The 24,400-nt window shown below is 73.6% G+C and carries 23 protein-coding genes; 17 read left to right on the top strand and 6 right to left on the bottom strand.

Going from position 1 to position 24,400, the window contains the following annotated elements:
* Position 1: 1 nt before the first annotated feature.
* Positions 2-2,404 (bottom strand): carboxypeptidase-like regulatory domain-containing protein, encoded by a 2,403-nt coding sequence (locus tag BLT76_RS18855; protein ID WP_090859698.1) that lies wholly within the window; start codon positions 2,402-2,404, stop codon positions 2-4.
* 249 nt (positions 2,405-2,653) lie between these two features.
* Here BLT76_RS18855 and BLT76_RS18850 point away from each other — a divergent pair, with 249 nt between their 5' ends.
* From BLT76_RS18850 to BLT76_RS18840, 3 genes are read left to right on the top strand one after another with little or no spacing between them, the layout of a single operon-like run.
* Positions 2,654-3,229: a Pvc16 family protein gene (locus BLT76_RS18850; protein ID WP_170867146.1), complete on the top strand. Its 576-nt coding sequence runs from the start codon at positions 2,654-2,656 to the stop codon at positions 3,227-3,229.
* Positions 3,226-3,714, top strand: a complete 489-nt coding sequence (locus BLT76_RS18845; protein WP_090859694.1) for a septum formation family protein — start codon at positions 3,226-3,228, stop codon at positions 3,712-3,714. The genes BLT76_RS18850 and BLT76_RS18845 overlap by 4 nt, the downstream gene beginning before the upstream one ends.
* Positions 3,715-3,747: 33 nt before the next feature.
* Positions 3,748-4,137: a DUF4280 domain-containing protein gene (locus BLT76_RS18840; protein ID WP_090859692.1), complete on the top strand. Its 390-nt coding sequence runs from the start codon at positions 3,748-3,750 to the stop codon at positions 4,135-4,137.
* A gap of 3 nt (positions 4,138-4,140) precedes the next feature.
* On the opposite strand, the gene BLT76_RS18835 is transcribed toward BLT76_RS18840, so the two are convergent.
* Entirely contained in the window at positions 4,141-5,139 is a 999-nt protein-coding gene (locus BLT76_RS18835; protein WP_170867145.1) for a helix-turn-helix domain-containing protein, read from the bottom strand.
* Between the two features lie 169 nt (positions 5,140-5,308).
* Between BLT76_RS18835 and BLT76_RS18830 the strand changes: the two genes are divergently transcribed.
* The 12 genes from BLT76_RS18830 (at position 5,309) to BLT76_RS18780 (ending at position 18,811) form a co-directional block, all read left to right on the top strand.
* Positions 5,309-6,880 carry a phage tail sheath family protein gene (locus BLT76_RS18830; RefSeq protein ID WP_090859688.1) on the top strand — a complete coding sequence of 524 codons (1,572 nt, stop codon included), beginning with the start codon at positions 5,309-5,311 and terminating at the stop codon, positions 6,878-6,880.
* A 32-nt stretch (positions 6,881-6,912) separates the two neighbouring features.
* Positions 6,913-7,383 (top strand): phage tail protein, encoded by a 471-nt coding sequence (locus BLT76_RS18825; RefSeq protein ID WP_090859686.1) that lies wholly within the window; start codon positions 6,913-6,915, stop codon positions 7,381-7,383.
* A gap of 45 nt (positions 7,384-7,428) precedes the next feature.
* Complete coding sequence (locus BLT76_RS18820; protein WP_244509484.1) at positions 7,429-7,962, top strand: hypothetical protein; 534 nt, start codon at positions 7,429-7,431, stop codon at positions 7,960-7,962.
* Positions 7,963-7,973: 11 nt separating this feature from the next.
* Positions 7,974-8,147 (top strand): DUF6760 family protein, encoded by a 174-nt coding sequence (locus BLT76_RS25835; RefSeq protein WP_170867144.1) that lies wholly within the window; start codon positions 7,974-7,976, stop codon positions 8,145-8,147.
* The gene (locus tag BLT76_RS18815) at positions 8,140-8,616 is read left to right on the top strand and encodes a phage tail protein (RefSeq protein ID WP_090859684.1); all 477 of its coding nucleotides are present in this window, start codon (positions 8,140-8,142) and stop codon (positions 8,614-8,616) included. The genes BLT76_RS25835 and BLT76_RS18815 overlap by 8 nt, the downstream gene beginning before the upstream one ends.
* 65 nt (positions 8,617-8,681) lie before the next feature.
* The gene (locus BLT76_RS18810) at positions 8,682-12,845 is read left to right on the top strand and encodes a hypothetical protein (RefSeq protein WP_090859682.1); all 4,164 of its coding nucleotides are present in this window, start codon (positions 8,682-8,684) and stop codon (positions 12,843-12,845) included.
* The gene (locus BLT76_RS18805; protein ID WP_090859680.1) at positions 12,845-13,501 is read left to right on the top strand and encodes a CIS tube protein; all 657 of its coding nucleotides are present in this window, start codon (positions 12,845-12,847) and stop codon (positions 13,499-13,501) included. The genes BLT76_RS18810 and BLT76_RS18805 overlap by 1 nt, the downstream gene beginning before the upstream one ends.
* Entirely contained in the window at positions 13,501-15,261 is a 1,761-nt protein-coding gene (locus BLT76_RS18800) for a phage baseplate assembly protein V (RefSeq protein ID WP_090859678.1), read from the top strand. The genes BLT76_RS18805 and BLT76_RS18800 overlap by 1 nt, the downstream gene beginning before the upstream one ends.
* Positions 15,261-15,698, top strand: a complete 438-nt coding sequence (locus BLT76_RS18795; RefSeq protein WP_090859676.1) for a GPW/gp25 family protein — start codon at positions 15,261-15,263, stop codon at positions 15,696-15,698. The genes BLT76_RS18800 and BLT76_RS18795 overlap by 1 nt, the downstream gene beginning before the upstream one ends.
* A gap of 13 nt (positions 15,699-15,711) precedes the next feature.
* Complete coding sequence (locus BLT76_RS18790; protein WP_090859675.1) at positions 15,712-17,664, top strand: putative baseplate assembly protein; 1,953 nt, start codon at positions 15,712-15,714, stop codon at positions 17,662-17,664.
* Complete coding sequence (locus BLT76_RS18785; RefSeq protein WP_244509483.1) at positions 17,661-18,248, top strand: phage tail protein; 588 nt, start codon at positions 17,661-17,663, stop codon at positions 18,246-18,248. The genes BLT76_RS18790 and BLT76_RS18785 overlap by 4 nt, the downstream gene beginning before the upstream one ends.
* Positions 18,245-18,811, top strand: coding sequence for a hypothetical protein (locus tag BLT76_RS18780; RefSeq protein WP_090859674.1), 567 nt, complete (start codon positions 18,245-18,247; stop codon positions 18,809-18,811). The genes BLT76_RS18785 and BLT76_RS18780 overlap by 4 nt, the downstream gene beginning before the upstream one ends.
* A gap of 26 nt (positions 18,812-18,837) precedes the next feature.
* Here BLT76_RS18780 and BLT76_RS18775 read toward each other — a convergent pair whose 3' ends face one another.
* The gene (locus BLT76_RS18775; RefSeq protein WP_090859672.1) at positions 18,838-19,038 is read right to left on the bottom strand and encodes a hypothetical protein; all 201 of its coding nucleotides are present in this window, start codon (positions 19,036-19,038) and stop codon (positions 18,838-18,840) included.
* 53 nt (positions 19,039-19,091) lie between these two features.
* Here BLT76_RS18775 and BLT76_RS18770 point away from each other — a divergent pair, with 53 nt between their 5' ends.
* Complete coding sequence (locus BLT76_RS18770; RefSeq protein ID WP_090859670.1) at positions 19,092-19,574, top strand: thioredoxin family protein; 483 nt, start codon at positions 19,092-19,094, stop codon at positions 19,572-19,574.
* 71 nt (positions 19,575-19,645) lie between these two features.
* Positions 19,646-19,882, top strand: a complete 237-nt coding sequence (locus BLT76_RS18765; RefSeq protein ID WP_090859668.1) for a hypothetical protein — start codon at positions 19,646-19,648, stop codon at positions 19,880-19,882.
* A 296-nt stretch (positions 19,883-20,178) separates the two neighbouring features.
* Here the strand turns inward: BLT76_RS18765 and BLT76_RS18760 are convergent, their stop codons facing one another.
* The 3 genes from BLT76_RS18760 to BLT76_RS18750 form a co-directional block, all read right to left on the bottom strand.
* Entirely contained in the window at positions 20,179-21,447 is a 1,269-nt protein-coding gene (locus BLT76_RS18760; RefSeq protein ID WP_090859666.1) for a DUF1501 domain-containing protein, read from the bottom strand.
* A 9-nt stretch (positions 21,448-21,456) separates the two neighbouring features.
* On the bottom strand, positions 21,457-23,085 hold the full coding sequence (locus BLT76_RS18755) for a DUF1800 domain-containing protein (protein ID WP_090859664.1): 1,629 nt from the start codon (positions 23,083-23,085) through the stop codon (positions 21,457-21,459).
* 187 nt (positions 23,086-23,272) lie between these two features.
* Positions 23,273-24,400, bottom strand: a 1,128-nt coding sequence (locus tag BLT76_RS18750) for an HNH endonuclease signature motif containing protein (protein ID WP_090859662.1), incomplete at its 5' end; no start/stop codon positions are given.

The raw sequence follows: 24,400 nt of genomic DNA, 5'->3' as shown, positions 1-24,400 counted from the left end.
GTCAGCCCACCTCGCCCAGACGCAGGCCCTGCTCGCTGCGGACGCCCGGGAGGATCCTGACCAGCGCGGTCTGCTGCAGCATCGCGTCGGCGCGCACGGTCACGGAGTAGGTGCCGGGTGGCAGGCCGTCCATCCGGTAGCCACCGTCCCCCAGGCCGCCGTTGCCCTCGGCGCCGCTCGTCGCGGTCCAGGAGTTCAGGCCGTTGGTCGCCGTCACCGTCGCCCCGACGTACGCCTTGCCGTCCGGGCCGACGACCCGTCCGACGAGCCGTCCGAGCTGGTCGGTCAGCGTGATGTCGACGGAGCTGGCCGGACCGGAGGCGCCCAGGACGACGGGCACCGACTGGGGGCTGTAGCCCTCCTTGGTGATGGTCAGGGTGTACTCGCCCGGCGCCTGGAGGCCGCTGATCGTGAAGCTGCCCCTGCTCTCACCTTCGGTGAGGGTCGTGGTCGTCGGGATCGTCGTGCCGGTGGGCGGGGTGGTGCCGTCCGCAGCAGCCGCCCCGGCGCCACCGACGGTGACGGTCGCGCCGCCGATGCCCAGACCGTCGAGGTCGCTGATCGTGCCCTGGACGCTGCCGGTGCCCTCGACCAGCGTGATCTTGACGGTGTTGTCGGTGGCGCCCGCCGCGAGGCCGACGATCTCGGTCGTGGACCCGTGACCCTCGGCGGAGAAGGTCAGCAGGTAGGTGCCCGGGGTCGGCAGGTCACCCAGGGTGAAGCTGCCGACGGCTCCGACGGTCGGGGTGATGACGGAGATCGCCTCGCCGTTGACGGTCGTCGACACGACGACACCGCCGAGCGGGTCCTTGCCGTCGGTGACGGTGCCGGAGATGGCGCCGGCCGAGGCGCTCGGCACCACGCTGGGCTGGAGCCGCTGCTCGCCGCCGGAGACGGCCGTCAGCACCTTCTTCGCGAAGTAGCCCTCCGCCACGATGCTGACCTCGTACGACGCCGGCGCGGGCAGGTCGCGCAGCGTGTAGGAGCCGCTCGCGTCGGTCGTCGTCCGAGCGACCACTCCGGCGGGCTGGCCGTCGGGGGTCAGGATGTCGAGAGGCCGGGCCGTGACCGTCGCGGTCGGCGGCACGAGTGAGTTGCCGGGGTCGAGGCGGCCGGAGATGGTCGCGGGGTCGCCGGTCACCGTCGCGTTGATGCCGTCGCTGGTGCTCTGCGGCTTGACGGAGACCCGGTCGGCCTTGCCGGCCCCGGTCGCGGACTTGTACCAGATCGGGTCGTAGCCCTTGGCGCTGAAGCGCAGGGTGTACGACGTCGGGAACAGCCCGGCGAGCGAGTAGGTGCCGTCGGCCTGGGTCGCGGCCGAGCTCACCAGCTGGCGGCCCTGGCGGCCGTCGCGGAAGGCCTCGACGAGGATGCGGCCCACCGGCAGCTTGTTGCTGGTCGCGAACACCGTGCCCTCGATGGTGCCGCCCACACCGGCGGGCAGCGTCCCGTCCTTCGGCATCGCGCCGGCCGGCTCGGCGCTGGCCGTGCCCCCGCCGGCGGCCGCGGCCCCGCCGGCGGCCTCAGCGCCGCCCGCCGTACCTCCGGCGGCGTCCGTCCCCGCTCCGCCCTCGGCGGCGGTCTCGGCGCTCACCGGGAAGAAGGAGGCGGGAGCGGTCTTGGTGAGCGGGTCGCCGGAGAGGACCTGGGTGACGCCCAGCAGGAACACCGCCGCCCACAGCCCGATGATCGTCATCAGGACCAGGGCGGTCAGCACGCCGCGGCTGACGGTGGGGCGCTGCCGCAGGACGACCGTGGTCGCGGCCTGCAGGGCCGCCTCGGTCTCGGCCTCCTGCATCGCCGAGATGACATTGGTGCGCTTCGCCGAGAGGTTGATCGCCGCGGTCCGGTCGACCTCGGCGCCGGTGAACATCCGGGGGCCCTTGAGCACCAGGATGACCGGCGTCGTCACCCCCGGGTCGACCCGGAGCGTGCGCGGCGTGAAGCGGGCCGCCGTACGCGAGTCCTCGAGCTGGGCCTCGAGCTCGACGTCCAGCGCGGTGTTGCCGGTGTTCTCGACGTCGAGGACGAAACGGCCCGAGCGCCGACCCCGCACGGTGTGCGGCGTACGCCCCAGGCGTACGGCGGGCCGCGCGGAGACCGACAGGTCGATGTCGACGTGCTGGGTGACGGCGCCGGCGCCGTGGGAGACCACCTCGACGGTGATCGGGTGCGACCCGGCGGGCTGGGTCGAGGGCACCTCGACGGCGAGGGTGATCTGGCCCTGCGCCGAGGGGAAGAGCGGGAGCACCTTGGGCTCGACCTCGACCTGGGCGGCCGGCAGACCGATCAGGTTCGCCGTGACGCCGTCGATGAGGTCACTGGTGTTGACGACGTCGACGACGAGCTCGATGGTCGAGCCGGGCTCCGCGGGGACGACGCGGTGCTCGGTGGCTACCCGCACGGTCGTCTCCTCTCCTGCCCCTCGCGAGGGGTGCGCCGAACCGCGTGGAGGTCGCGGGAAATACGGTGCACGGGATACCTGCCGAGGGGTGCCTGTCGTGGTAAGAGCGGGCTCAGCCTAGGAGCGCGTTCGGGGGCTGCGTGGCGGAATGCGGAAACTCGTGTCTAGTCCACCCGGGTGGTGCCGGCTCTGGGGTCGCTCCCCGGGTTTTCCGGGTGGTGGCCCGCGGTCCGTGCCAGACTCGCGCACGTGTTCATCAGCAACGTCGACTCCGGGCTGGAGAAGCTGGTCCGTGCCCAGCTCCCGCTGCCCGACGAGATCGGCGACGTGGCCTTCGAGGCGCCCACCGGCAACTGGTCCGCGCAGCTGTCGCGGATCACGGTCAACTTCTTCCTGTACGACGTGCAGCGCAGCAACCAGCCGTCGCGCTCCCAGATGAGCCGCACGCCCGACCAGGGGGCGCCGCAGCGCCGGGTGCCCCAGCCGATGGTGCAGCTGGGCTACCTGGTGAGTGCCTGGGCCGGCAGCCCGCGCGACGAGCACCAGCTGCTGGGCGACCTGGTGAGCCTCTTCGCGGCGGCCGACCACGTGCCGGCCGAGTACTTCACCAACCCGATGACCACGTCGGTCACGCTCGCGCTCGGGGACGAGCGCAGCCTGCCCCGCGAGCTGTGGACCGCGGCCGGTGGCCAGCTCAAGGCCTCGACGACGCTGCAGGTCACGGTCGGCACCGACTCCTTCGGGTGGACCGAGGCGCCGCCGTCGGTCGAGCGGGTCGTCGCGATGGCCGACCGGATGGACCGGGCAGGTCGGGCGGACTCATGACCGGTGCGAGAGGCCGCCGCGTCGCCCGCGCCGGCGCGCTGCTCGTCGTTCTGCCGCTCGCGCTCGGCGCGTGCTCGGGCGACGACGAGGAGGACGGCTCGGTGTTCTCGATCAAGCCGGGCCAGTGCTTCCTGGCGCCGTCCGAGGTCGAGGCCCAGATCTCCGACCTCGAGCGCGTCGACTGCCGCAAGGAGCACGACCACGAGGCGTACGCCGTGGTGCCCTACCGCGCCCCCGGTGAGGAGGCCGACGTCGACGGGTCCGGGGAGTTCCCGGGCGACGAGGCGCTCACCAAGTTCGCCGACGGTGCCTGCGCCGAGGAGTTCGGCGGGTACGTCGGCGTCGACTACCTCGACTCCTCGCTCTTCTACACCTACCTGACCCCGTCCCCGCGCAGCTGGCAGGAGGACGACCGCTCGGTGATCTGCCTGGTCACCTCGGCCGGAACCAAGCTGACCGGCTCGGTCAAGGGGACGAAGCAGTGACCCAGCCCGCACCACCGACCTGAGGAGGCCCCCATGGGCACCGCCACCGTCACCGGAGCGCTCGCGATGTGCTCCTTCGGGGTCGCCCCGTCGTCCCTGAACTTCCTGCCGACCCCGAAGGTGATGATCGAGGGTCGCCCGGCCGGCACCATCGCCGACATCGCCCCCGGGGTGAACGTCATGCCGTTCGGCATGTGCACGAGCCTCTCGAACCCCACGGTCGCCGCCGCCACCTCCGCCGCCCTCGGGGTGCTCACCCCGATGCCGTGCATGCCCACCATCGCCGGCCCCTGGAAGCCCGGGGCGATGAAGACCACCATCGGCGGCAAGCCCGCCCTGACCTCGGGCGCGACCTGCAACTGCGCGTTCGGCGGCGTCGTCAGCATGACGATGACCGGCGCCGTGAGGACCACCGCCGGCTGAGCCTCAGCGTCGCAGCGGCCGGATCCGCGACGTCCAGACGAACGGCGCGGTGAGGCCCGCGCCGTCCTGCGAGACCCCGCGGAGCAGCTCGTCGAGCTCGGGCACGCAGCCGTCGGCGCCGCGCTGGGTCGCGGGGTGCTCGACGATGGTCAGGCAGACCTCGACCAGGTCGAGCCAGGCGTCGGCGCCGGAGGCGTGGTGGCGGGCGACGCGGGGGTGGGCGGCGACCCACGGGGCGAGGTCGGGACGCTCCAGGACGGCCGGGTCGTCGACGACCAGGGCCAGGGTCGGGCCGCGCTGCTCGGCGGTCAGGTGGGCCCGCTCGACGACCTGCAGGAACCGGCCGAGGTCGGGGGAGGGCTGGGCGGCGTGGGCGGCGGGGTCGTCGAGAGCGGCGCGCAGTGCGACGTACATGCCGATCGGGCCCATGCCGGTCGCCCGGGCCGCCTCGCGCTGGACGTGTCGGCCCTGCCGGCCGGTCGGGTGGACCCGCAGGGCGAGGATCCGGGCGTCGGGGGTGACGGCGACGCCGATGACGTCGGCGACGTGCGCGACCAGCTCGGGCGACGTGGCGAACCGGTAGGTCTCGCTCCCGTGCGGCCGGACGCCGTACGACGCCCACGCGCGCGCCACCGTGCTGTGCCCGACGCCGAGCTGGCCGGCCAGCAGCCGCGCCGACCAGTGCGTCGCGCGCAGCATCCGGGGCGGCGGCTCGAGCGTCGCGGTCACGATGGCCCGCTCGTCGAGGTGCCGGCGACGGCCGGCGCGGGGCCGGTCGCGGAGCGCGTCGATCCCGCCCTCGTCGTACCGGCGTCGCCAGGTGGTGACGGTCGGCCGGCTCACCCCGAGGGTCCCGGCGACGGTGGCGTCGCCGGCCCCACCGGCCGCGGCGAGCACGATCCGGGCGCGCACCTCGAGCGCGGGTCGACCGCAGGTCGCGAGCGCGTCCAGGTCGGCGCGGGCCGCGTCGTCCAGGGGGGCGGACGGAGAGCCGGTGAGCACGCTCCGCATCCTCGCGCACCAAGCGGCGCGGCAAAGGACTTTCGGGACAAAAGGGTGGTCACTTCGGACTACGTTGCGCCGTTCTCGCCCGGACGGCCCCAGGGGGATCAAGGATCTGGTCCGGCAGAACTTCTTGCTCCACCCCTTCCTTTCGACAAGCGGAGATCCCATGCCTACCTACACCGCCCCGGGCGTGTACATCGAGGAGGTCGCCTCCTCTCAGAAGATCCTCAGCGCGGCCCCGACGGCGGTCGCCGCCTTCGTCGGCTTCACCGAGACGTTCCCCACCGACGACGCGAACGACCCGCAGGGCCTGGCCCCGCGGCTGGTCACCAGTTGGACCCAGTTCGAGGCGCTGTACGGCGGGTTCGCCCCCGGCTGCGTGCTCCCGCTGTCGGTCTACGGCTACTTCGCCAACGGCGGCTCGATCGCCTACATCTGCCGGGTCCCGAACACCGAGCCCGCCGGTGCGCCCGCCAAGGCCGCGCTGCCCGCCTCGGACCGCGCCCTCGGCCTGCCCGTCGCCGTCGAGAGCATCGAGCCCGACGCCGACATCGCCATCGCGATCTCGACCGACGACGTCGGTGACAGCGACGACGAGGGTGCCGCCACCTTCACGCTGACCATCCTCGAGGGCGGCTCGCCCGTCGAGGAGTACTCCGGCCTCGACTTCGGCAAGGGCGACTCCAACGTCGCGACGAAGGTCAACGCCACCTCCACCAAGGTCAAGATCGAGCTCAACCTCGACGAGGACGCCGACCTGTCGGCCCAGCTCGAGCTCGTCAAGCCGGGCGTCTACCCGCTGGAGAAGGAGGCGCCGGTCCCGGTCCCCGTCACCGGCCGGAAGTTCGCCGGCTCCGAGTCGGCCCGCGCCGGCATCAACGGCCTCGCCGTCGCCGACGACGTCACCATCGTGGTCGTCCCCGACCTGATCACCGCCGCCACCAAGGAGGACGGGTCGATCGACCTCGGCCTCTGGAAGGCCGTGCAGACCGCCCTGATCTCGCACTGCGAGCAGAACGGCAACCGGATGGCCATCCTCGACTCTCCTCCGGGCTTCAACCCGCAGCAGATCAAGGAGTGGCGCTCCGAGGTCGCGATGTACGACTCGGCCTACGCCGCGCTGTACTACCCCTGGATCAAGGTCGAGAACCCGAACCCGACCAACGGCGACAACGAGATCCTGATCCCCCCGTCCGGCCACATCGCCGGCGTCTGGGCGCGCACCGACGACACCCGCGGCGTGTGGAAGGCCCCGGCCAACGACACGATGCGCGGCGTGCTCGACATCGAGCGCAGCGTCACCCAGAACGAGCAGTCGCTGCTCAACCCGATCGGCATCAACTGCATCCGCCCGTTCGGCACCCGCGGCATCCGCATCTGGGGCGCCCGCACCCTGGCCTCGGACACCGACTGGAACTACATCAACGTCCGCCGCCTGTTCAACATGGTGGAGACCGCCATCCTCAGCGGCACGCAGTGGGCCGTCTTCGAGCCCAACGACGTCACCCTGTGGGAGGGCGTCAACCGCACGGTCAGCGGCTTCCTGCGCGGTCTGTGGACCGCCGGCGCGCTGTCCGGCGCGAGCGCCGACCAGGCGTTCTACGTCAAGTGCGACGCCTCGACCAACCCGCCGGAGTCGGTCGACGCCGGCATGCTGATCGTCGAGGTCGGCATCGCCCCGGTGAAGCCCGCGGAGTTCGTGGTCTTCCGCATCGCCCAGCACAAGCAGTCCTCCTGACCTTCGCCCCTGTTCACAGATAAGGAACACAGATGAGCCTCATCTCGACCGACCCGGTCGTATCCCAGAACTTCTTCCTCGAGATCGACGACGTGGCGATCGTGCTGTCCGGCGTCTCGGGCTTCGAGCAGGAGATCGACGTCGTGGAGACCACCCAGGTGGGCGCCAACGGCATGAGCGAGCTGGTCAAGACCCGTGGCACCGCCACCAAGGTCGCCGACCTCTCCATCACCCGCATGGCTCCGCTGGACGCCATGAGCGACCCGATCTGGAAGTGGTTCACGGACGTCCGTGACAAGGGCTTCGCGGCCGCCGACCGCACGAACAACCGCAAGAACGGCTCGATCGTGCTGTACGACGTCGTCGGCACCGAGGTCGGCCGCTTCAACTTCTTCAGCGCCTGGCCGAGCAAGATCGCGACCGACGGCGTCTCCGCCGACTCCAACGACCCGCTGAAGGAGACGATCACCCTGGTGATCGAGCGCCTCCAGCGGGTCAAGTGAGCCAGTTCCCCTCGGGGACCACCACGAAGAAGTGATACTGGGTTCGTGACCCTCAAGACGTCGTACGAGTTCACCCTCCCGCGCGGCTACGTCGACCAGGACGGCGGTCTGCACAAGACCGGCACGATGCGTCTGGCGACCGCCCGTGACGAGCTGGAGCCGCTGCGCGACCCGCGCATCACCGGCCCGGACGACCCGCGCCTCACCATCCTGGTGCTGACGCGGGTGGTCCAGAAGCTCGGCAGCCTCGAGATGGTGACCGCACACGAGATCGAAGGCCTCTTCGCCGTCGACCTCGCGTTCCTCCAGGACTTCTACGGAGTGATCAACTTCGGGAGCCAGGAGGAGTACGACGCCCTGATCAACGCCCAGGAGTCGAGCGCGCTGCTCGGGACCGCCCCCGCGGCGGCCCCGGCAGCGACGCCGGCACCCGAGCCCGAGCCGGCCGCCGACGGTGCATCCGACGGCGCGCCGGACGGGCTCGACGAGGAGCCGGGGGCGGCGGCCACGCCGCCGCCCACGGTCTCCCGGCCCCACATGCGTCGCGGCATCGAGGAGCTCCCGCGGCGGACGCAGTAGGCGCCGGGCGGATGCTGCGCTATCCGACCGACGCCCTGTGGCAGGAGATCGCCTACCTGGCGTACCACCTGCACTGGAGCCTCGACGAGCTGCTCGACCTCGAGCACATGGACCGCGTGCGGATGGTGCGCGCGGTCGTCTCCCTGAACGAGCGAGCATGGCAGGTGGTGCGTGACCATGGCTGACCCGGCGACCCAGATGCTGGGCGGTGATCTGCCGACCGCTGCCCGCTTCCTCTTCGAGCTCGACGGGGTCGAGCTCGGCATCTTCCGCGAGATCCACGGCCTGCAGGTCACCGTCGGGGTCGAGGAGTTCCGCGAGGGCGGCCAGAACGGCTTCAGCCACCGCGTCCCGGGCCGGATGACCTGGCCCAACGTGGTCTTCAAGCGCGGCATCACCCAGAGCAACGCGCTCTTCGACTGGCTCAACAAGTCCTCCGGCGAGGGCTTCGCGGCGTCGAGCAACAAGCTGACCCGGTCCACCGGCGCGATCACCGCCCTCGGCGGCGACGGCACCCGGCTGCGGGCCTGGGAGCTGATCGACGTGTTCCCCGTGCGCTGGAAGGGTCCCGAGTTCTCCGTCGAGAGCCGCGACGCGCTCGAGGAGGAGCTGGAGATCACCCACCACGGCTTCCGGGCCAAGACCCAGTCCTAGCCGGTCCGGGACCTTTCCGAGTTCGCAGACCTGGGACCCCCGACCGTGGCAGGCTGTGCGTGACCATGAGCGACACGACGATCGAGACCGCCCCCGAGGCGCCCAGCCACTGGTTGGGCGCGGCAGCGGTGCGTCGCATGCGGATGCCCGGCCCGCCGTTGGGCCGCCCGCTCCCGTCGCGGATCGGCAGCCTGGCCTCCGGGGTGAGCCGGTTCGCCGCCGCCACCTCCCGCCCGGTCGAGGTACGACGCGCGCTGGCCGGCCCCGATCCCACCGCCTCGCTCGAGGGCTACGTCCGTCCGCCGCGCTGGTGGGTCCCGATGCCGGCCTCGCCGGAGGTCGCCGCCTCCGCACCGGCCGCACCCGGCCGGGCCGTCGGCCTGCGCCGCGCGGTCGCCGCCGCGTCGTCGACCCCGAGCTGGCTCGCGCCGTCGCGCTCGGTGCCGGTCGAGCAACTGGGCGGCCGCGAGCTGCCCCGCGCCGCGCGGTCGGTCCCCAACGAGCAGAGCTGGAGTCCCGGCGGCATCGTCGGCGGGCTGCAGGCCGAGGTCGCCAACGTCCGCCGCCACACCGAGACGGTGGCGGCCGGCCCGATGCTGATGGCCGCCGACCAGGCCCGGCTGCACGCCGCCACGGTCGCCCGCAAGAACGCCGAGGCCGCCGCCTCCGCCCCGGCCTCGATGGCGCCCGCCCGCCCGTCCGCGCCCCCGCCGGCCCCGGTCCGCCGTACCCCTGCGGCGTCGGCGCCCGCCCCCAGCCCCGCCACGCCCCCGGCCGCCCCCCGGTCGCCGGGCGGCGGCAGTCCCTCCGGTCCGCGGGCGAGCGCAGGTGACTCGGGGTCCGGCCCCGAGGGTGAGCGCGGCGGTCCGACCGCCGGTCCCGCGGCTCCCACCCCGACGGCTCCAACCCCGACGGCTCCCACCCAGACGGCTCCGCTGTCGTCGACGCCCGGTGCGCCCTCGGTCCCGCCTGCTCCGACCGCGTCGGCGCCGTCCGGCTCCGCTGCTGGCGCATCGGTGTCCGCGCCGTCGGCCCCGGCCGGTCCGGCTCCCGCCGTACGACGCACGCCGAGCGCCGGCCCCTCGGCCGCGCCCGCTGCCCCCGCTGCCCCCGCTGCCCCCGCTGCCGCGGCCGCCCCGGTCGGCCCGGCCGCGCCCTCGGCGCCCGCCGCGGGCGGTCCGTCCGCGAGCGCGGTCCCGACCGCGTCGGGCGCGTCCGGCACGTCAGGTATGTCCGCGCCGGCGCCCGTCATCTCGACGACCCCGGTCCGCCGGTCGGCCTGGCAGCTCTCGCCGTCCCGGCCGCGTTTCAGCAGCGTCGTCCGCCGGGCTCCCGTCGCCGGTCGCGGCCCGCAGGCCCTCGACCAGCTCGCGACCGCGTCGACCAGCACCGGCGACCGCTCGCTGGCGAGCGGCGTCTCGACGCCGGTGGCGATCCGCGCCGGTGGCTCCGACCTGATCTCCCGCTCCCACGCCGCCGCTCCGTCCTCGCGGCGCGACCTCTGGGGCGCCACCAGCGTGGTGATGCGCCAGGCCGCCGAGACGCGCCGGGCGGCCGCTGCGGCTGCCGCCGCGGCGCCCATGGTCACGGCGCCCGCCGCCACCGCGCGTCCGAACGCGGCCCCGGCGTCCTCGGCCGCCGCAGGTCCCTCCTCCGCGCCGGTGAGCCCGGTCCGCCGCTCGACCGCCGCGTCTGCCCCGGCTCCGTCGGCGACCCCCGCCCCCGCCGCGCCGTCCGGGGCCGCCGACCCGACCTCGGGCCCGTCGGTCGCCGGCAGCAGCCCGGCCGCGCCGTCCGCTCCGGCCTCGCCCTCGCCCTCGGCCTCGCCCCCGGCGCCGTCCGGGGCGACCGCTGCCCCCGCCGTCGGGCCCACCATCCACCGACTGCCGGCCGACCCCTCGGCCCCCGTCCCCGCGGCCGAGGCAGCGCGGGCCGCGGCGTCCGCGCCGTCGCCGGCGGCGTCCGCGACCGTCCCGGGCACCGCCGCCGCGTCGACCGCCCCGGCCGCGCCGTCGGCGTCGCCGCCCGTGCCCGAGCCCGCGACCGGCCCGACCCTGCTGCGGAGCGCGCGCGAGGTCCTGGCCGCCCCGCTCGGCGGCGCACCCGGCAACCTGTTCCGCACCACCGCCCGCTCGATCCGCCGGATGTGGAGCCCCGAGGTCGCCGACACCGCGATCCGGCCCGCCACCGAGGTCCGCCGCTCCGCGGTCGCCCCGGGCATCGCCGCCGCTGCGGCGTCCGCCCCGACGACGTCACCGTCCGCGCCCGCGCCGGGCTCCCGCAGCTCGGCCGCCCGCACGAGCACCCCCACGGCCGCCGTCGCCCCTTCCGAGGTACGCCGTACCCCCGCCTCCGCCGGTCCCTCGCCGGCCACCTCGCCGGCAGCGGCCCCGGCAGCGTCGGCTGCGCCCACCGCTGCCACCTCGTCGAGCACCTCGCCGACCGCGCCACCGGCCGCTCCGGGGTCGTCGAGTCCCGCCGTCGCGAGCCCGGCTCCGCCCAGCCCGGCCACCGCGGGGGAGGTCCGCCGCAGCCCGGCCGTCGGTTCCGCCGCGACGCCGGGAACCACCGCGACGCCCACCCCGGTCGCAGCATCTGCGGCCGCGACCTCGTCGCCCGAGCAGGCGCCCGCGCCGTCGCCCGACCAGGCGCCCGACCAGATCCGCCGCGTCACCACCCAGCAGGTCGGCGAGCCGCCTCGTCCGGTCGCCTCGCTGCTGTCCGGGTCGTTCTCGCCCGCCACGGCGACCACCAGCGGCTCCATCGCGATGCCCGAGCTGATGACCGTGCGGCGCCGGACGGCGTTCGGCGTCGACGCGCGCCGCTCGTTGGCGTCGGGCTTCGCCGGCGCCGAGGCGATCCGGCCCGTCACCGGCGCGACCACCTCCGGCGCGGCCACTCGGCCGCTGACCACCCCGACCCCGCGCTCCGGTGCGGCGCCCGCTCGGACCGCGGCCGCCGCGAGCGCCGCGCCGCTGCGCCGCAGCGCCACCGCTCCCACGGCCCGTCCCGCCGGCGTCCCGGCAGGAGCACCTGCTCGCCCGACGGCACCGGCGGCCGCGACGGCAGCGCCCGCCACCGCGATCCCGGCGTCGACGCAGGCCGCCGCCCCGGTCCCGTCTCCGGCCGCGACCTCTCCGGCGCGCTTGATCGAACGTTCGCTCAACCCGCAGGCCGCCCCGGCCGTGGCGAGCCGGGCCGGTGCCGCCACCGCGGCGACCGCCCCAGCAGCCTCGGCCGCCCCCGCGCCGGTCTACCCGATCCCGGCCGCGCCCCGCGAGGTGGCCACCCCGGCGGCCTCGCCGACCACCGTGCTCCGCTGGGCCCGCCCCAGCGCCCCCGGTTCCACGGCCGCGAGCGCCTCCGCGTCGCTGGCCGGCGGACCGGTGCTCGGCGCCGGCCGGACGTCGTACGCCGCGCCGCTGGCCCCGGGCGGCGTCCCGGTCCCCGGCCTGCTCGCGCGCGCCGACCGCGGCGGCGAGGTGCTGCGCCGTACCCCTGCCGGGTCGCCGTCCGCCCCGGCGGCCAGCAGCGCCGGCCCGTGGACGCCGGCGACCCCGACCGTCGGGGTCACGCCCGCTCCCGTCACGGTCCCCGGCACCGTCCTCCGCTCGGTCGACTCCGCCCCTCCGGTCCCGGCCGTCGGCCTGATCGCCCCGCCCGGAGCCGGTCCGACCGGCGGACCCGGCGCGGCCCCGGCGGGCCGGATCAGCCGGATGACCGTGGCCCCGCCCCGGATCAGCATCAGCCCGTCGCGGGTCGACGGTGCGTCCGACGCGCCGCCCGTCCCGGACGTCGCCCGCCGCACCCCGGCGAGCAGCGCCCCGGCGAGCAGCGCGACCAGCAGCCCGTCCACCTCCCCGACCAGCCCGAGCGGCGCCCCGCAGTCGCTGGTCGAGTCCACCGCCCACCTGTTCAGCTCGGTCCCCGAGGGCGTCGTACGACGTCTCCTCGACGAGGGAGGATCCTCCATGTCCGGTCACCAGCAGCACTCGTGGTCGGCCGGGGGCCCGTCGTCCTCCGGACCGGTGATCCGTCGCTCCCTGTCGACGCTCGAGGAGTCCAGCCCCACCGCCATCTCCAGCGGCGGCGACGGTGGCTTCCGCGAGGCCCTGCAGCCGGGCGGGGCCCTGGAGGGCCTGGTCGACGCGGTCGTCGAGCGGGTCGAGCAGCGCGTCATCGACGAGCTCGAGCGGCGCGGTCGGCGCCAGGACTGGGCGGCGTTCTGATGGCCGAGCTCGAGAAGGCGTTCCTGGAGACCGAGGACGGCACCCGGGTGCCCTGCCTCTACAACCCCGAGACCCTGAGCATCGGGCGCCGCAACAACTGGGTGTCCAACCCGATGCCCGGCAAGGGCGTCCCGACCCTGCAGTACGCCGGCGCCAGCTCCGGCTGGATGGCCCTCGACCTGATCTTCGACACCACCGACGTCGGCACCGCGGTCACCGCCCACACCGGCAAGATCCTGGGCCTGATGGAGGTCGACCCGAGCCTGCCCGGCTCCGACGAGACCACCAACAACGCGCGGCCGCCGACGGTGACGTTCCACTGGGGCGACCTGCACTCGTTCAAGGCCGTCGTCCAGGACCTGCGACTCACCTTCACCTACTTCTCCTCGACCGGCGTGCCGCTGCGAGCGCAGCTGCACCTGGAGCTGATGCAGTACGAGCGGTCCAACGCGTTCGGTCCGCAGAACCCGACGTCCGGCACCCCCAACCCGAGCCGGGTGCACCGGGTGCAGCCGGGGGAGACCCTCGACCGGATCAGCGCCCGCTACTACGGCGACGCCACCCGCTGGCGGGTGCTGGCCAGCGCCAACGGCCTCGAGGACCCGCTGGCCATCAAGGCCGGCGCGCTCCTGGACATCCCGCGGCTGGAGGCCTGATGCCGGCCGTGCTGACCGCGCCGTCCATCAAGCTCGAAGGCGCGTCGCTGGCGCAGAAGTGGCTGGAGAACCTGATGTCGGTCCGGGTCGAGCGCGCGCTCGGCCTGGTCGGTCGCTCGACCCTGCGGTTCGTCGACAACGGCTACGCGCTGGCCACCTCGGCGGCCTTCAAGGTGGGCGCGGAGGTGGAGATCCTCGCCGGGACGAAGTCGCTGTTCAAGGGCGAGGTCACCGGGATCGCCCTCGACCAGGACGGCCTGCACACCCCCGAGCTCATCGTCACCGTCGACGACAAGGCGCACCGGATGGGCGGCAGCGTCAAGAGCCGGGCCTTCCTCAACCAGACCTACAGCGACATCATCTCCAAGCTGGTCGCCGGCACCGGGCTGAGCGCCTCGGTCAGCGGGGCCACCGGCTCGCACCCCTACCTCCTCCAGGCCGGTTCCGACCTCGACTACCTCAACGCGCTGGTCTCCCGTGGGGGCCTGGTCTGGTTCGTCGACGGCACCAGCCTCAAGGTCCAGGCCGCCGGCACCTCCAGCGCCACGGTCACCCTCGAGCTCGGTACGACGGAGCTGTGGTCGTTCTCCGTCAAGGCCTCGGCCGCCGGACCCGACAAGGTGTCGGTGACCGGGTGGGACCAGTCGCAGCAGGCCGCGATCAAGGGCGAGTCCGAGGTGAAGTCCTCGGCGGAGTCCGACTTCGTCACCCACGTCCCCGGCCGCAGCGGAGCGGGCTCGCGTGGATGGAGCAAGGACGCCCTGGTGGCCGACCCGCCGCCGCTGAATTCCGCCGAGGCCACCACGCTCGCCAAGTCGTTCCTGGCGGACGTGCGCGCCGCCGGGGTGCTGGCCCGCGGTGCCGGACAGGCCAACGGCGCGATCGCGCCCGGGGTGACGGTCACGGTCGCCAACGCCGGGCCCACGTCCGGCAGCTACCTGGTCTCGAAGGTCGAGCACACCTACAACCACAGCCAGGGCTTCCTCACGAAGTTCACCGCCGGTCCGCACCGGCCGGCCGACATGGTCGACGTGCTCGGCGCGGGCCGTCGCGACCCGGGCCTGACCATGAGCGGCGTGCTGCCGGCCCTGGTCACCGACCTGGCCGACCCGGACAAGATCGGCCGGGCCAAGGTGAAGTACACGACCATCTCCGGCGACGTCGAGTCCCACTGGGCCCGCCTGGTGACCCTGGGCGGCGGCGACAAGCGCGGCATGGTCTTCACCCCCGAGGTCAACGACGAGGTGCTGATCGCCTTCGAGCAGGGCGACACCCGCCGGCCGGTGATCCTGGGCGGGCTGTTCTCGAAGAACAAGGGCCTGCCCACCGCCGACGACGTCGACCAGAACAAGGTGAAGTACCGGCGGATCACCTCGCGGCTGGGCCACCTGATCGAGCTCGCCGACGGCGACCAGCCCGCCGAGCAGCACATCCTGATCACCCTCAAGGGCAAGAAGCACAAGATCCGGCTGGGCGAGGACAAGTTCGACATCGAGATCGACAAGAAGCCGGTGACGATCACCAACGGCCAGGCCACGATCAAGTTCAGCGACTCGGGCGACGTCACCATCGAGGGCAACAACATCACGTTGAAGGCCAAGCAGAAGGTCGACATCTCCGGCGGCACCGAGGTCGGCATCAAGGGCACCACGAAGGCGGCCCTCGGCGGCGCCCAGGTGGAGGTCAAGGCCGACGGCATGGGCAAGGTCGAGGCGGGCGGCCCGCTGACCATCAAGGGCGCGATGGTGGCGATCAACTGATGTCCGAGATCGCGCTGCCCGGCAGCAACGACGGCGACAGCAGCCTGTTCGTCGGCCGCGGGTTCGGCTGGCCCCTGGGCGTCGACCACACCGGCTCGATCCGGCTCTCCGACGGCATCCCCGAGCTGGACCGCTCGATCGAGATCGTGCTGATGACCGCGCCGGGCGAGCGACTGATGCGCCCGCAGTTCGGCTGCCGGATCTGGGACCTGCTCTTCGAGCCGGTGACCGCCAACCTCCTCGGCCTGATCTCCCAGGCGGTGCGCGACGCGCTGGCCCAGTGGGAGCCGCGGGTGATCGTCGAGGACGTCGACCCGCAGCCGGACGCGGACAACCCCTCCCTGGTCCGGATCGGCATCACCTACCGGGTGCGCGCCACCAACGACCGCCGCAACCTGGTCTACCCGTTCTACGTCATCCCGCACGACGCCGAGTGAAGAGCGAGCCCCCATGCCACTGCCGACCCCCGGCCTCGACGACCGGACCTTCCAGGACATCGTCGACGAGGCGAAGCGGCTGATCCCGCGGTACTGCCCCGAGTGGACCAACCACAACGTCTCGGACCCCGGCGTCGCCCTCATCGAGCTGTTCGCCTGGATGAGCGAGATGGTGCTCTTCCGCGTCAACCAGGTGCCCGAGCGGCTCTACACGCACTTCCTCAACATGGTGGGCATCGAGCCGTTCCCGCCCGCGGTCGCGAGCACCGACCTGACCTTCTGGCTCTCGGCCGTCCTCGACTCGCCCGTCGTGGTCCCCGCGAACACCGAGGTGATGACGGTCGCCGGTGCCGCGGAGCGGGCCGACGCGGTCGTCTTCAGCACCGACACCGAGCTCGTCATCGCGCCGCCGGTCCTGGAGTCGGCGCAGGTGGTCACGGTCAGCGACGGCCGGACCCGCGACGTCTGGGAGGACCTCCGGTTCAACCCGGCCGGGGTCGCGATCTTCGCCTCCGACCAGCTCACCCCCGGCGACGCGTTCTGCCTGGGCTTCCACGACTCGCTCGCCGGCATGGTGCTGCGCATCTCGGTGGCCGCCGAGGCGGAGGGCATCGGCGTCGACCCGCGCCGGCCCCCGCTCGCCTGGGAGGTCTGGAACGGCGACGCCTGGATCGCGACCGACGTCTACGAGGACACCACCGGCGGGCTCAACCGGGCCGGCGAGATCGTCCTGATGGTCCCGACGGTCCACGTGCCGATGAGCGTCGGCAACACCTCCGCGTACTGGCTGCGCGCCCGGCTGCTGTCGCCGGCCAGCGGCCAGCCGACGTACAAGGCCTCGCCGCGCGTGCAGAGCATCGAGGTCGCCGCGCTGGGCGGCACGGTGCGCGCCGAGCACGCCGAGACCGCTCCCGGGGAGGTCATCGGCCGCAGCGACGGCGGCGCCGGCCAGGTGTTCGGGGTCTCCCGGACGCCGGTCCTGCCGCGCCGGGCCGACGAGGTCGTGCGCGTCGTCGACGGTGACCAGGGGTACGCCTGGACCGAGGTCGCGGACTTCTCGGAGTCGCACGCCGGCGACCAGCACTACGTCTGGGACAGCGGCACCGGCACCGTCCACTTCGGTCCCCGAGTCCGCTACCCCGACGGCTCGGTGCGTCAGCACGGCGCCATCCCGCGCGACGGCGCGCGGATCGAGGTCACGTCGTACCGCCACGGCGGCGGCACGCGCGGCAACGTCGGCGCCCGGACCCTGAGCCTGCTCCGCTCGACGCTGCCGTTCGTCAGCGGTGTCGTGAACCTGGAGGCGGCCACCGGCGGTGTCGACGCCGAGAGCGTCGCCGAGGCCAAGGTCCGCGGCCCGCTGTCGCTGCGCACCGGTCGGCGGGCGGTCACCGCCGGCGACTACGAGCGGCTCACCCTCGAGGCCTCGCCCCAGGTCGCCCGTGCCCGCTGCCGCTCGGCCGGTCGGGGCAACGGCACCGTGCAGCTGCTGGTCGTCCCGCACGCCCGCGGCGACGTCGGCGGCCACCAGATCGACGACTACGCGATCTCGCAGCCGCTGATGGAGGAGATCTCCGACCACCTCGACCGGCACCGGGTGATCGGGACGGCCGTCGAGGTGACGACGCCGTTCTACCAGGGCGTCTCCGTCGTCGCCCGCGTGTACGGCGCTCCCGGGCGCCCGCCCGGCATCGTCCGGCAGCGCGCGGTCGACGCGCTGAACCGCTACGTCAACCCGCTCGTGGGCGGCCCTGACGGCACCGGCTGGCCCTTCGACGCCGATCTCAACGTCGCGACGGTGACCCAGATCCTGGAGTCGGTCGAGGGCGTCGACCGGGTCGAGGAGGCGCTGCTCTTCGAGTACGACCTCCGCTCGGGCCGCCGCCTCGGCGCCGCCAAGGACGTCATCCGGCTGGACCGGCAGTCGCTGTTCCTCTCGGCCGTGCACCAGGTGGTGGTGCGGTGACCTCCCTGGTCCGGGCGTCCGCGGCGCTGACCAGCGGCCACCGGCAGCCCCGCCGGGCCGACGACTGGCTGCTGCGCCAGCTGCCGGTGCAGATGCTGAGCCAGGACTTCTTCGTCCGGTTCGTCTCGATCTTCCAGGAGATCGGCACCACGCTGCTCGAGGACGCCGACAACGTCGACCACGTCGCCGACCTGTCGGTCGCGCCGGAGGACTCGATCGCGTGGCTGGGCTCGTGGATCGGCGTGGACAGTCTCGACAACTCCATGCCGGCGGCGCTGCGGCGCCGTATCGTGGCCACCGCCGCCCACACCCTCGCGACGCGGGGCACGGTGGACGGTCTGCGTTCCTTCCTCGAGCTGCTCAGCGGCGGTCCGGCGGAGGTCCGGGAGGGCGGTGGCGTCTGGCGCGCCGGTGACGTCCCGGAGGACACGGCCTGGGTCTCGATGAGCGTCGCGGACACCGGGTCCCTGGAGCGGGACGCGTTTGTCGACATGGTGAAGGATGAGGTTCCAGCGCACGTGCGGGCCGAGCTGTACGTCGGCTCCGAGCGCGTGTGGAGCTCCGAGGAGGACGAGGACTGGTGAGCGACACGATGAGTGCTGGCAAGCACCTCGGTGACGCCGGGGACCCCGACGAGACCACCGCGCTCACGCCCGTCCCGGAGCCCGCGCCGGAGGAGCAGCCGACCATCGTCGTCGCCGAGACCAAGGGCGCGCGCCGCGAGGTCGTGTGCCCCGAGTGCGGCACCGTCGCGACCATCACCGTCAACCGCCGCGAGGCCGAGGACTTCTGCCGCCGCTGCGACTTCCCGCTCTTCTGGACGCCGGCCGCGATCGTGCTCGACACCTCCAGCGGTCCCTCCTCCGACGCGCTGCGCCGACTGCCCGGCACCGCCGGACGGGTGACCGTCGGCAAGCTCGACTGCCCGCACTGCCGCGAGTCCAACCCGGTCACCGAGACCCGCTGCCTGCGCTGCCAGGGCGACCTGCACCCCGTCCTCCCGCCGGCCCCGCCCCCGCCCGCGGTCCTGGCCCCGCCGCCGGAGCCCGAGCCGGTGCCCGAGAAGAGCACGCCGTGGCTGCTCTACGTCGGCGTCGGCCTGACGGTCCTCCTCGCGATCGCGCTCATCCTCTACTTCGTCCTGTAGCCCACGAGCAACGCCGACAGGGACGATCAGTCCCTCCGCGCCAACAGCACGACCGCGCCCATCCCGACGACCCACAGCCCGAGCACGGGCAGGTCGCCGTTGTTGAGGCCGTGGCCGGGGCTGACCCGCCAGATCACGCTGCCGGCCCAGGGCCCGTGGCCGGCGATGAGCAGCATCATCAGTCCGGTGAGGCACGCCGCGACGACGATCGCGAGCTCCCGGCGCATCCTCCGATCCTAGGGCGGCGGAATACCGGCTCCCCGCCCGGCCTTGTCCCCGCATGACGTTCGGTCTGGGGGTGGCGCTCGCCGCCGTGGTGGTGGCGGTGGCCTTCGGCCTCTACCGGCAGTACGCCGACGGCCGCTTCCGCTCCCGGTCCGCGCCGCCGGCCGCGGCCCCCCTCCCGGTGGTTGAGGAGGGACGAAGTCCCGTCTCGAAACCCGGTCATCCGACCGCCGACCTCTGGTCCGCCGTCCTCGCCGCGATCCCCGATGCGCAGCGCGGCGAGCGAGCCACCCTGCTGCAGTTCTCCAGCGCCTTCTGCGCGCCGTGCCGCGCGACCCGCCGTACCCTCGCCGACGTCGCGGACGTCGTCCCCGGGGTGGTCCACCTCGAGGTCGACGCCGAGCACCACCTGGAGCTGGTCCGCGAGCTCGGCATCCTGCGCACCCCCACCACGCTGGTCCTCGACGGCACCGGCCACGTGGTCGCCCGGGCCGCCGGCGCGCCCCGCAAGGAGCAGGTGCTCAGCGCGCTGCCCTGACGGATACCCGATCTCGGGGATGTACGACGGCCGCGCCCGTCCGGCCCGCGGGCCGGGGAGGTCAATGGGTCATGGCCCCGATCCGTCCCCGCCCCTGCCCGTCCTGCCAGCACCCCGGCACCGGCCTGCTCGCCCGGCTCCTCGAGCCGCTGGTCTGGCGCGACCCCTGCTGCCACACCCTGGTCCACGACCCGCTGGGCTACCCGGGTGACAACGACTGCGGCTGTCGCAACGCCGCCCACCGCCGCGCCTGGGAGCCCGCGAGCCCGGTGGCCGAGCCCCACCGTTGGTTGAGCAGGTCGCGCTAGCGACCGTGTCGAAACCCCCGCAGCCGACAGGTGACGCCGGTGGAGGTGGCGTGTGGGCTGCGGGGGTCTCGACATCGTCAGGCGCCAGGGCGCCTTCCTGCTCGACCTCCGGGGGCTCCCACCGTTGGTTGAGCAGGTCGCGCTAGCGACCGTGTCGAAACCCCCGCAGCCGACAGGTGACGCCGGTGGAGGTGGCGTGTGGGCTGCGGGGGTCTCGACATCGTCAGGCGCCAGGGCGCCTTCCTGCTCGACCTCCGGGTGGGCCAGGGCGCCTTCCTGCTCGACCACCGGCAGGGCTACTGCCCGACCATCACCCCGACCCGCTCGCGGGCGAACCCGGGGAAGACTGTGGCGGTGGAGGCCGTCGTACGGGATGCGACGACCTCGGCGAGCACGCTGCGGTAGTCGGTGGTGACCTTGAGGTCGGCGTCGAGCGTGTTCTGCAGCCCCGGCCAGGTCCCGTAGTACTTCCCGCCCTTCACCCCCGCGCCGGCGAGGAACATGACGTTGCCCCAGCCGTGGTCGAGGCCCTGGTTGGCGTTCTCCTGGACCCGGCGGCCGAACTCGCTGATGGTCACCAGCGTGACCCGGTCGGCGACGGGGCCGAGATCGGTGAAGAACGCGGCGATCGCGGAGGCGAGCTCGGTGGCGTTGCGGACCATCCAGCCGGACGTCGCCGAGCCGAGGCCGGTGTGCATGTCCCAGCTCTGGGTGTCGATGGTGACGGCGGTGACGCCGAGGTCGGCGCGCAGCGTCCGCGCGGTCGAGGCGAGGGCTCTGCCGAGCTCGCTGTTCGGGTACGTCGAGGCGCGGTCCTCCTGCTTCTTGGCCGCGTCGAGGTCGACGACGGCCCCGAGGGCGGTGCGCATGCCGGTGCCCATCTCGCGGCCGCCGGCGCCCCACAGGCTGTTCAGCGACCGGGTCCGGGTGCCGTTGGTGTCCCACTTGTCGGCGCCGGCCACGACGGCGGCCTCGAGGGTGCGGAACGACATCACGGTCTCGGGGCCGAGCAGCGAGGTGGGCAGCGAGCTGCCGACGGCGACGGCCTGGAGTCGGCCGGTGATCTGGTCGGCGCCGATCATCCGGTTCAGCCAGCCGACCCGGGCGGCGGACCCGGGGGCGGCGTCCTCCAGCTCCTCCATGGCGGAGAAGTGCGAGCGGTTGGCGACCGGGAGACCGGTGGCCTGGACCGCGGCGAGCTTGCCGGCGTTCCACAGCGGGACCAGCGGCGCGAGCGCCGGGTGCAGGCCGAAGAACCCGTCGGTCGCCAGCAGTGCCGACTTCGGTACGGCGATGCCCGGGCGGGCCGCGTAGTACGCCGGGTCGCCGTACGGCACGGCGAGCGAGAGCCCGTCGGCCGCGCCGCGCAGCGAGACCACGACGACGACGGGCGCGCCGGTCGCGGGTGCGGCCGCCGCGGCGCCGCCCCCGATGGTGGTGAGCACGGTCGAGCCGAAGACCACGCTGGCCCCGGCGACGGCACCTGCGCCCAGGAGGCTGCGCCGGGTGGCGGCGAGCGCCGTACCCTCCGGGCAGCCGCAGGCGGCGGTTTCGGTGAGCGTCATCGCGAATCCTCAGTGGTAGTAGAAGTCGGGGCTGTCGAGGAACACCGCACACAGCCGGGGCCAGCGCCAGGTGAAGACGTCGGACGTGGCGGTGACGACCGTGGTCGGGCTCTGCTCGGCGGCGAGGCAGCAGGCCTTCAGCAGCGCCTCGCTCGACGGGCGCTGGTGGAAGACGCGGGCGAGGTGGTCGACGAGGTCGCGGAAGGTCAGCTTCGCGGTGGGCAGGTACGTCGTCGGCGCCCGGTAGGTCATCTCGGCCTTCGGCCACCAGCCGCCGGCCATGTTCCAGTGCAGCGACAGCGACGCGAGCGCCCGGGTCGGGGACGCCCACGCCGTGTTGCGCACCGGCTGCCCGTCGGGGCGGGGCCAGGTGAACGGGTTGAGTCCGAGGGTGCCGACCTGCCAGTAGAGCTGGTTGGCCGACGAGTTGCCGCTGGCCGGGCGCTGCGGGACCGAGCCGAGGATCCGGTACGTCGCCGCGACGTCCTCGTCGGCGTCGCGCAGCCGGGTGTCGACGGAGGCCGCGAACTCGGTCGAGCGGACCAGGGCCTTCAGCACCGGCTTGATGGCGGTGTCGTGGGCGAGGTAGACGGCGGCGAGCTTGTCGACCAGGGCGGTGGGCGGGTTGTCGGTGACGAACTGGCGGACCAGCTTGGTGGCGATTCGTCGTGCGGTGTCGGGGTGTCGGGCCAGGAAGGTGAGGTAGCGCAGGGTGAGGTCGCGGCCGTCGGTGGCGGTGTTGGGGTCGGTGAACTCCTTGACGGTGACGGTGCCGGTCCAGTGGTCGGTGGCGCTGTAGTAGGGCTCCCAGGTGCCGTAGGTCTTGGCCCGGTAGCCGGTGAGGATCCGCGCCGAGCTCTTCACGTCGTCCTCGGTGTGGTGGCCGACGCCGACGGTGTGCAGCTCGAGGAGCTCGCGCCCGAGGTTCTCGTTCGGGTGCTTCTTGGTCGAGGAGGTGTTGCCGAGGTACCAGAGCATCGCGGGGTGCAGCACCGTCGCGGGCAGCAGGTCGGCGAACCGGCCCAGGGCCCCGGCCCGCACGACCTCGCCGTACGCCGCGCGGTAGACCGCGATGTTGTCGACGTTGGTCGGCACGTGGAGGTGGTTCTCCCAGAACTCGGTCATCACCTCGAGCACCTGGTCGGTCGAGCAGATCCGTCGCATCATCGTGCGCCGGCCGATGTCGTAGCTGACCTCCCAGGTGCCGCGCACCTGGTCGACCTGGCGCTGGTACATCGTCTTCGCGTCGAGGGTCAGGTCCGGCCACCACTCGGCGTACGGGTCCGCGCTCGGCGTGCGCTCCAGCTGCTTGTCGAACCAGGCCAGGTGCCCGCCCGCGGCCCGCACCTCGGCGGTGAGAGCGGGGGTGATGCCGTAGCTGAACCGGTTGACCAGGTGCCGGGCCGCGGTCGCGAGGACCGGCGTGGCCGGGAAGGACCCCGGGGCGTACGGCGACGCCGGGGACGGCTTCGGCGCGGGAGTCGGCTTCGCGGGGGTCGGCGTCGGCTTCGGCTTGGCCTTGGTCGGCCGCTTCGGCTTCTTCGGCTTCTTGGACTTGGCGGGCTTCCTGCCCTCGTCCTTCTTCCGCTTCCGCTTCTTCTTCGGCCGCCGGCGCTCGGTCAGCAGGTTGCTCGTCATGGGTGCCCTCCGTGGCTGATGGCGTGCAACGGACCCCATCGGCCTCGGCCGCCCCGACCTGAGCACCCCCAGGGGTGAACCCGCACCCTCCGGTGGTTGACCAGGTCGCGCGCTCCCGGTGGTTGAGCAGGTCGCGCTAGCGACCGTGTCGAAACCCCCGCACCCGAGAGCCGACCTCAACCACCCCCTAGACCCGCCGATGGAACCGAACGCCCCCGCCGGCCAGCTGCTCGACCTCGTAGCCAACGTCATGCACGTGGTGGTGGTGTCGGCTGCAGAGCAGTACGCCGTCGTCGAGGTCGGTCCGACCGCCCCGCGACCACGGTGTGAGGTGGTGCGCTTCGCACCACGGCGCCGGGACATGGCACCCCTCGGCACGGCACTCCCGATCGCGGAGTCCCATCGCCCGGCGCTGGGACCGGTTGTAGAGCCGCTGGGAACGTCCCAGGTCGAGGATCTCGGACTTCGCTCCGAGGACGGCGGGGACGAGGTTCGCGGTGCACGCCAACCGGCGGGCCTCACCGGCGGTGATCCGATCATGTGAGTCACCCGGCCCGGGGTTGCCCAGCGTCGCGGTCCCGATCTCCGAGCGGAGCGAGTCGAGGGTCATCGTGACGACCAGCGTGGTCGCGTCGCCGCCGTGCAGGGGGAGCCGGTCGGGGTCGACGGCTTCGAGGAGCTGGCAGAACGCGGCAGCGGCCTGGCGCCCGTAGGGGGTGCGGTGGTGGGGCGGCTCGCCGGCTTTCGGCGCTCGCTCCTCAACCACCGAGGGGTCGGCGTCTCGGCGGGGGTTGGTGAACGCGTGGAGGTAGGTCGCGAGCCGGGCCGCGGAGGCGTCCGGGATCAGCCCACTGATGCGGGTGGTCCCGTCCCCGCAGGCGCGGAGTCCGAGGCGCATCCGCTGCCGGGCGGAGGCTTCGAGGTCGGCCAGGTGCCGCGCCTCGACGGCTTCGGCGATCTCGGGTGCGACGACGTCGAGGATCCGCTTGCCGAGGCGGTGCAGGTCGGTGGGGTCGAAGTCCGCGGCGTACCCCACCAGCGCCACCTCGGCCCGGTCGACCACCTCAGCGTCGACGTCACCCGGCAGCGCGGCGAGGGCGTCGGCGATCACGTGGGCCTGATCGAGGTTCACCGCCCCCTCACGCACCGCGGCCGCGAGCACCGGCCGGTCGGCCAGCGCCAGCGCGAGCCGCAGCTCGCGCGCACAGTCCGCCCGCCGGCGTCGTACGGCGTGCGCGGTCCAGGCCCCGACGTCGCGTGCCCCGTGTTCCTCGGCCACGTCGCAGGCGTCCGCGGCGACTCGCAGCCGCAGCTC

Origin of the sequence: Nocardioides lianchengensis, from assembly GCF_900101465.1 — a bacterium.
GTDB lineage: Bacteria > Actinomycetota > Actinomycetes > Propionibacteriales > Nocardioidaceae > Nocardioides > Nocardioides lianchengensis.
Note: the sequence above shows the minus strand (reverse complement) of the source record. Positions and strands in the feature narration are given on the sequence as shown.

Bases quoted from the DNA above. Each gene is read 5' to 3' on its own strand.
- BLT76_RS18845 (WP_090859694.1), top strand. From the start codon at position 3,226: ATGACCGGTGCGAGAGGCCGCCGCGTCGCCCGCGCCGGCGCGCTGCTC.
- BLT76_RS18840 (WP_090859692.1), top strand. From the start codon at position 3,748: ATGGGCACCGCCACCGTCACCGGAGCGCTCGCGATGTGCTCCTTCGGG.
- BLT76_RS18830 (WP_090859688.1), top strand. From the start codon at position 5,309: ATGCCTACCTACACCGCCCCGGGCGTGTACATCGAGGAGGTCGCCTCC.
- BLT76_RS18825 (WP_090859686.1), top strand. From the start codon at position 6,913: ATGAGCCTCATCTCGACCGACCCGGTCGTATCCCAGAACTTCTTCCTC.
- BLT76_RS25835 (WP_170867144.1), top strand. From the start codon at position 7,974: ATGCTGCGCTATCCGACCGACGCCCTGTGGCAGGAGATCGCCTACCTG.
- BLT76_RS18815 (WP_090859684.1), top strand. From the start codon at position 8,140: ATGGCTGACCCGGCGACCCAGATGCTGGGCGGTGATCTGCCGACCGCT.
- BLT76_RS18810 (WP_090859682.1), top strand. From the start codon at position 8,682: ATGAGCGACACGACGATCGAGACCGCCCCCGAGGCGCCCAGCCACTGG.
- BLT76_RS18805 (WP_090859680.1), top strand. From the start codon at position 12,845: ATGGCCGAGCTCGAGAAGGCGTTCCTGGAGACCGAGGACGGCACCCGG.
- BLT76_RS18800 (WP_090859678.1), top strand. From the start codon at position 13,501: ATGCCGGCCGTGCTGACCGCGCCGTCCATCAAGCTCGAAGGCGCGTCG.
- BLT76_RS18795 (WP_090859676.1), top strand. From the start codon at position 15,261: ATGTCCGAGATCGCGCTGCCCGGCAGCAACGACGGCGACAGCAGCCTG.
- BLT76_RS18790 (WP_090859675.1), top strand. From the start codon at position 15,712: ATGCCACTGCCGACCCCCGGCCTCGACGACCGGACCTTCCAGGACATC.
- BLT76_RS18775 (WP_090859672.1), bottom strand. From the start codon at position 19,038: ATGCGCCGGGAGCTCGCGATCGTCGTCGCGGCGTGCCTCACCGGACTG.
- BLT76_RS18770 (WP_090859670.1), top strand. From the start codon at position 19,092: ATGACGTTCGGTCTGGGGGTGGCGCTCGCCGCCGTGGTGGTGGCGGTG.
- BLT76_RS18765 (WP_090859668.1), top strand. From the start codon at position 19,646: ATGGCCCCGATCCGTCCCCGCCCCTGCCCGTCCTGCCAGCACCCCGGC.
- BLT76_RS18760 (WP_090859666.1), bottom strand. From the start codon at position 21,447: ATGACGCTCACCGAAACCGCCGCCTGCGGCTGCCCGGAGGGTACGGCG.
- BLT76_RS18755 (WP_090859664.1), bottom strand. From the start codon at position 23,085: ATGACGAGCAACCTGCTGACCGAGCGCCGGCGGCCGAAGAAGAAGCGG.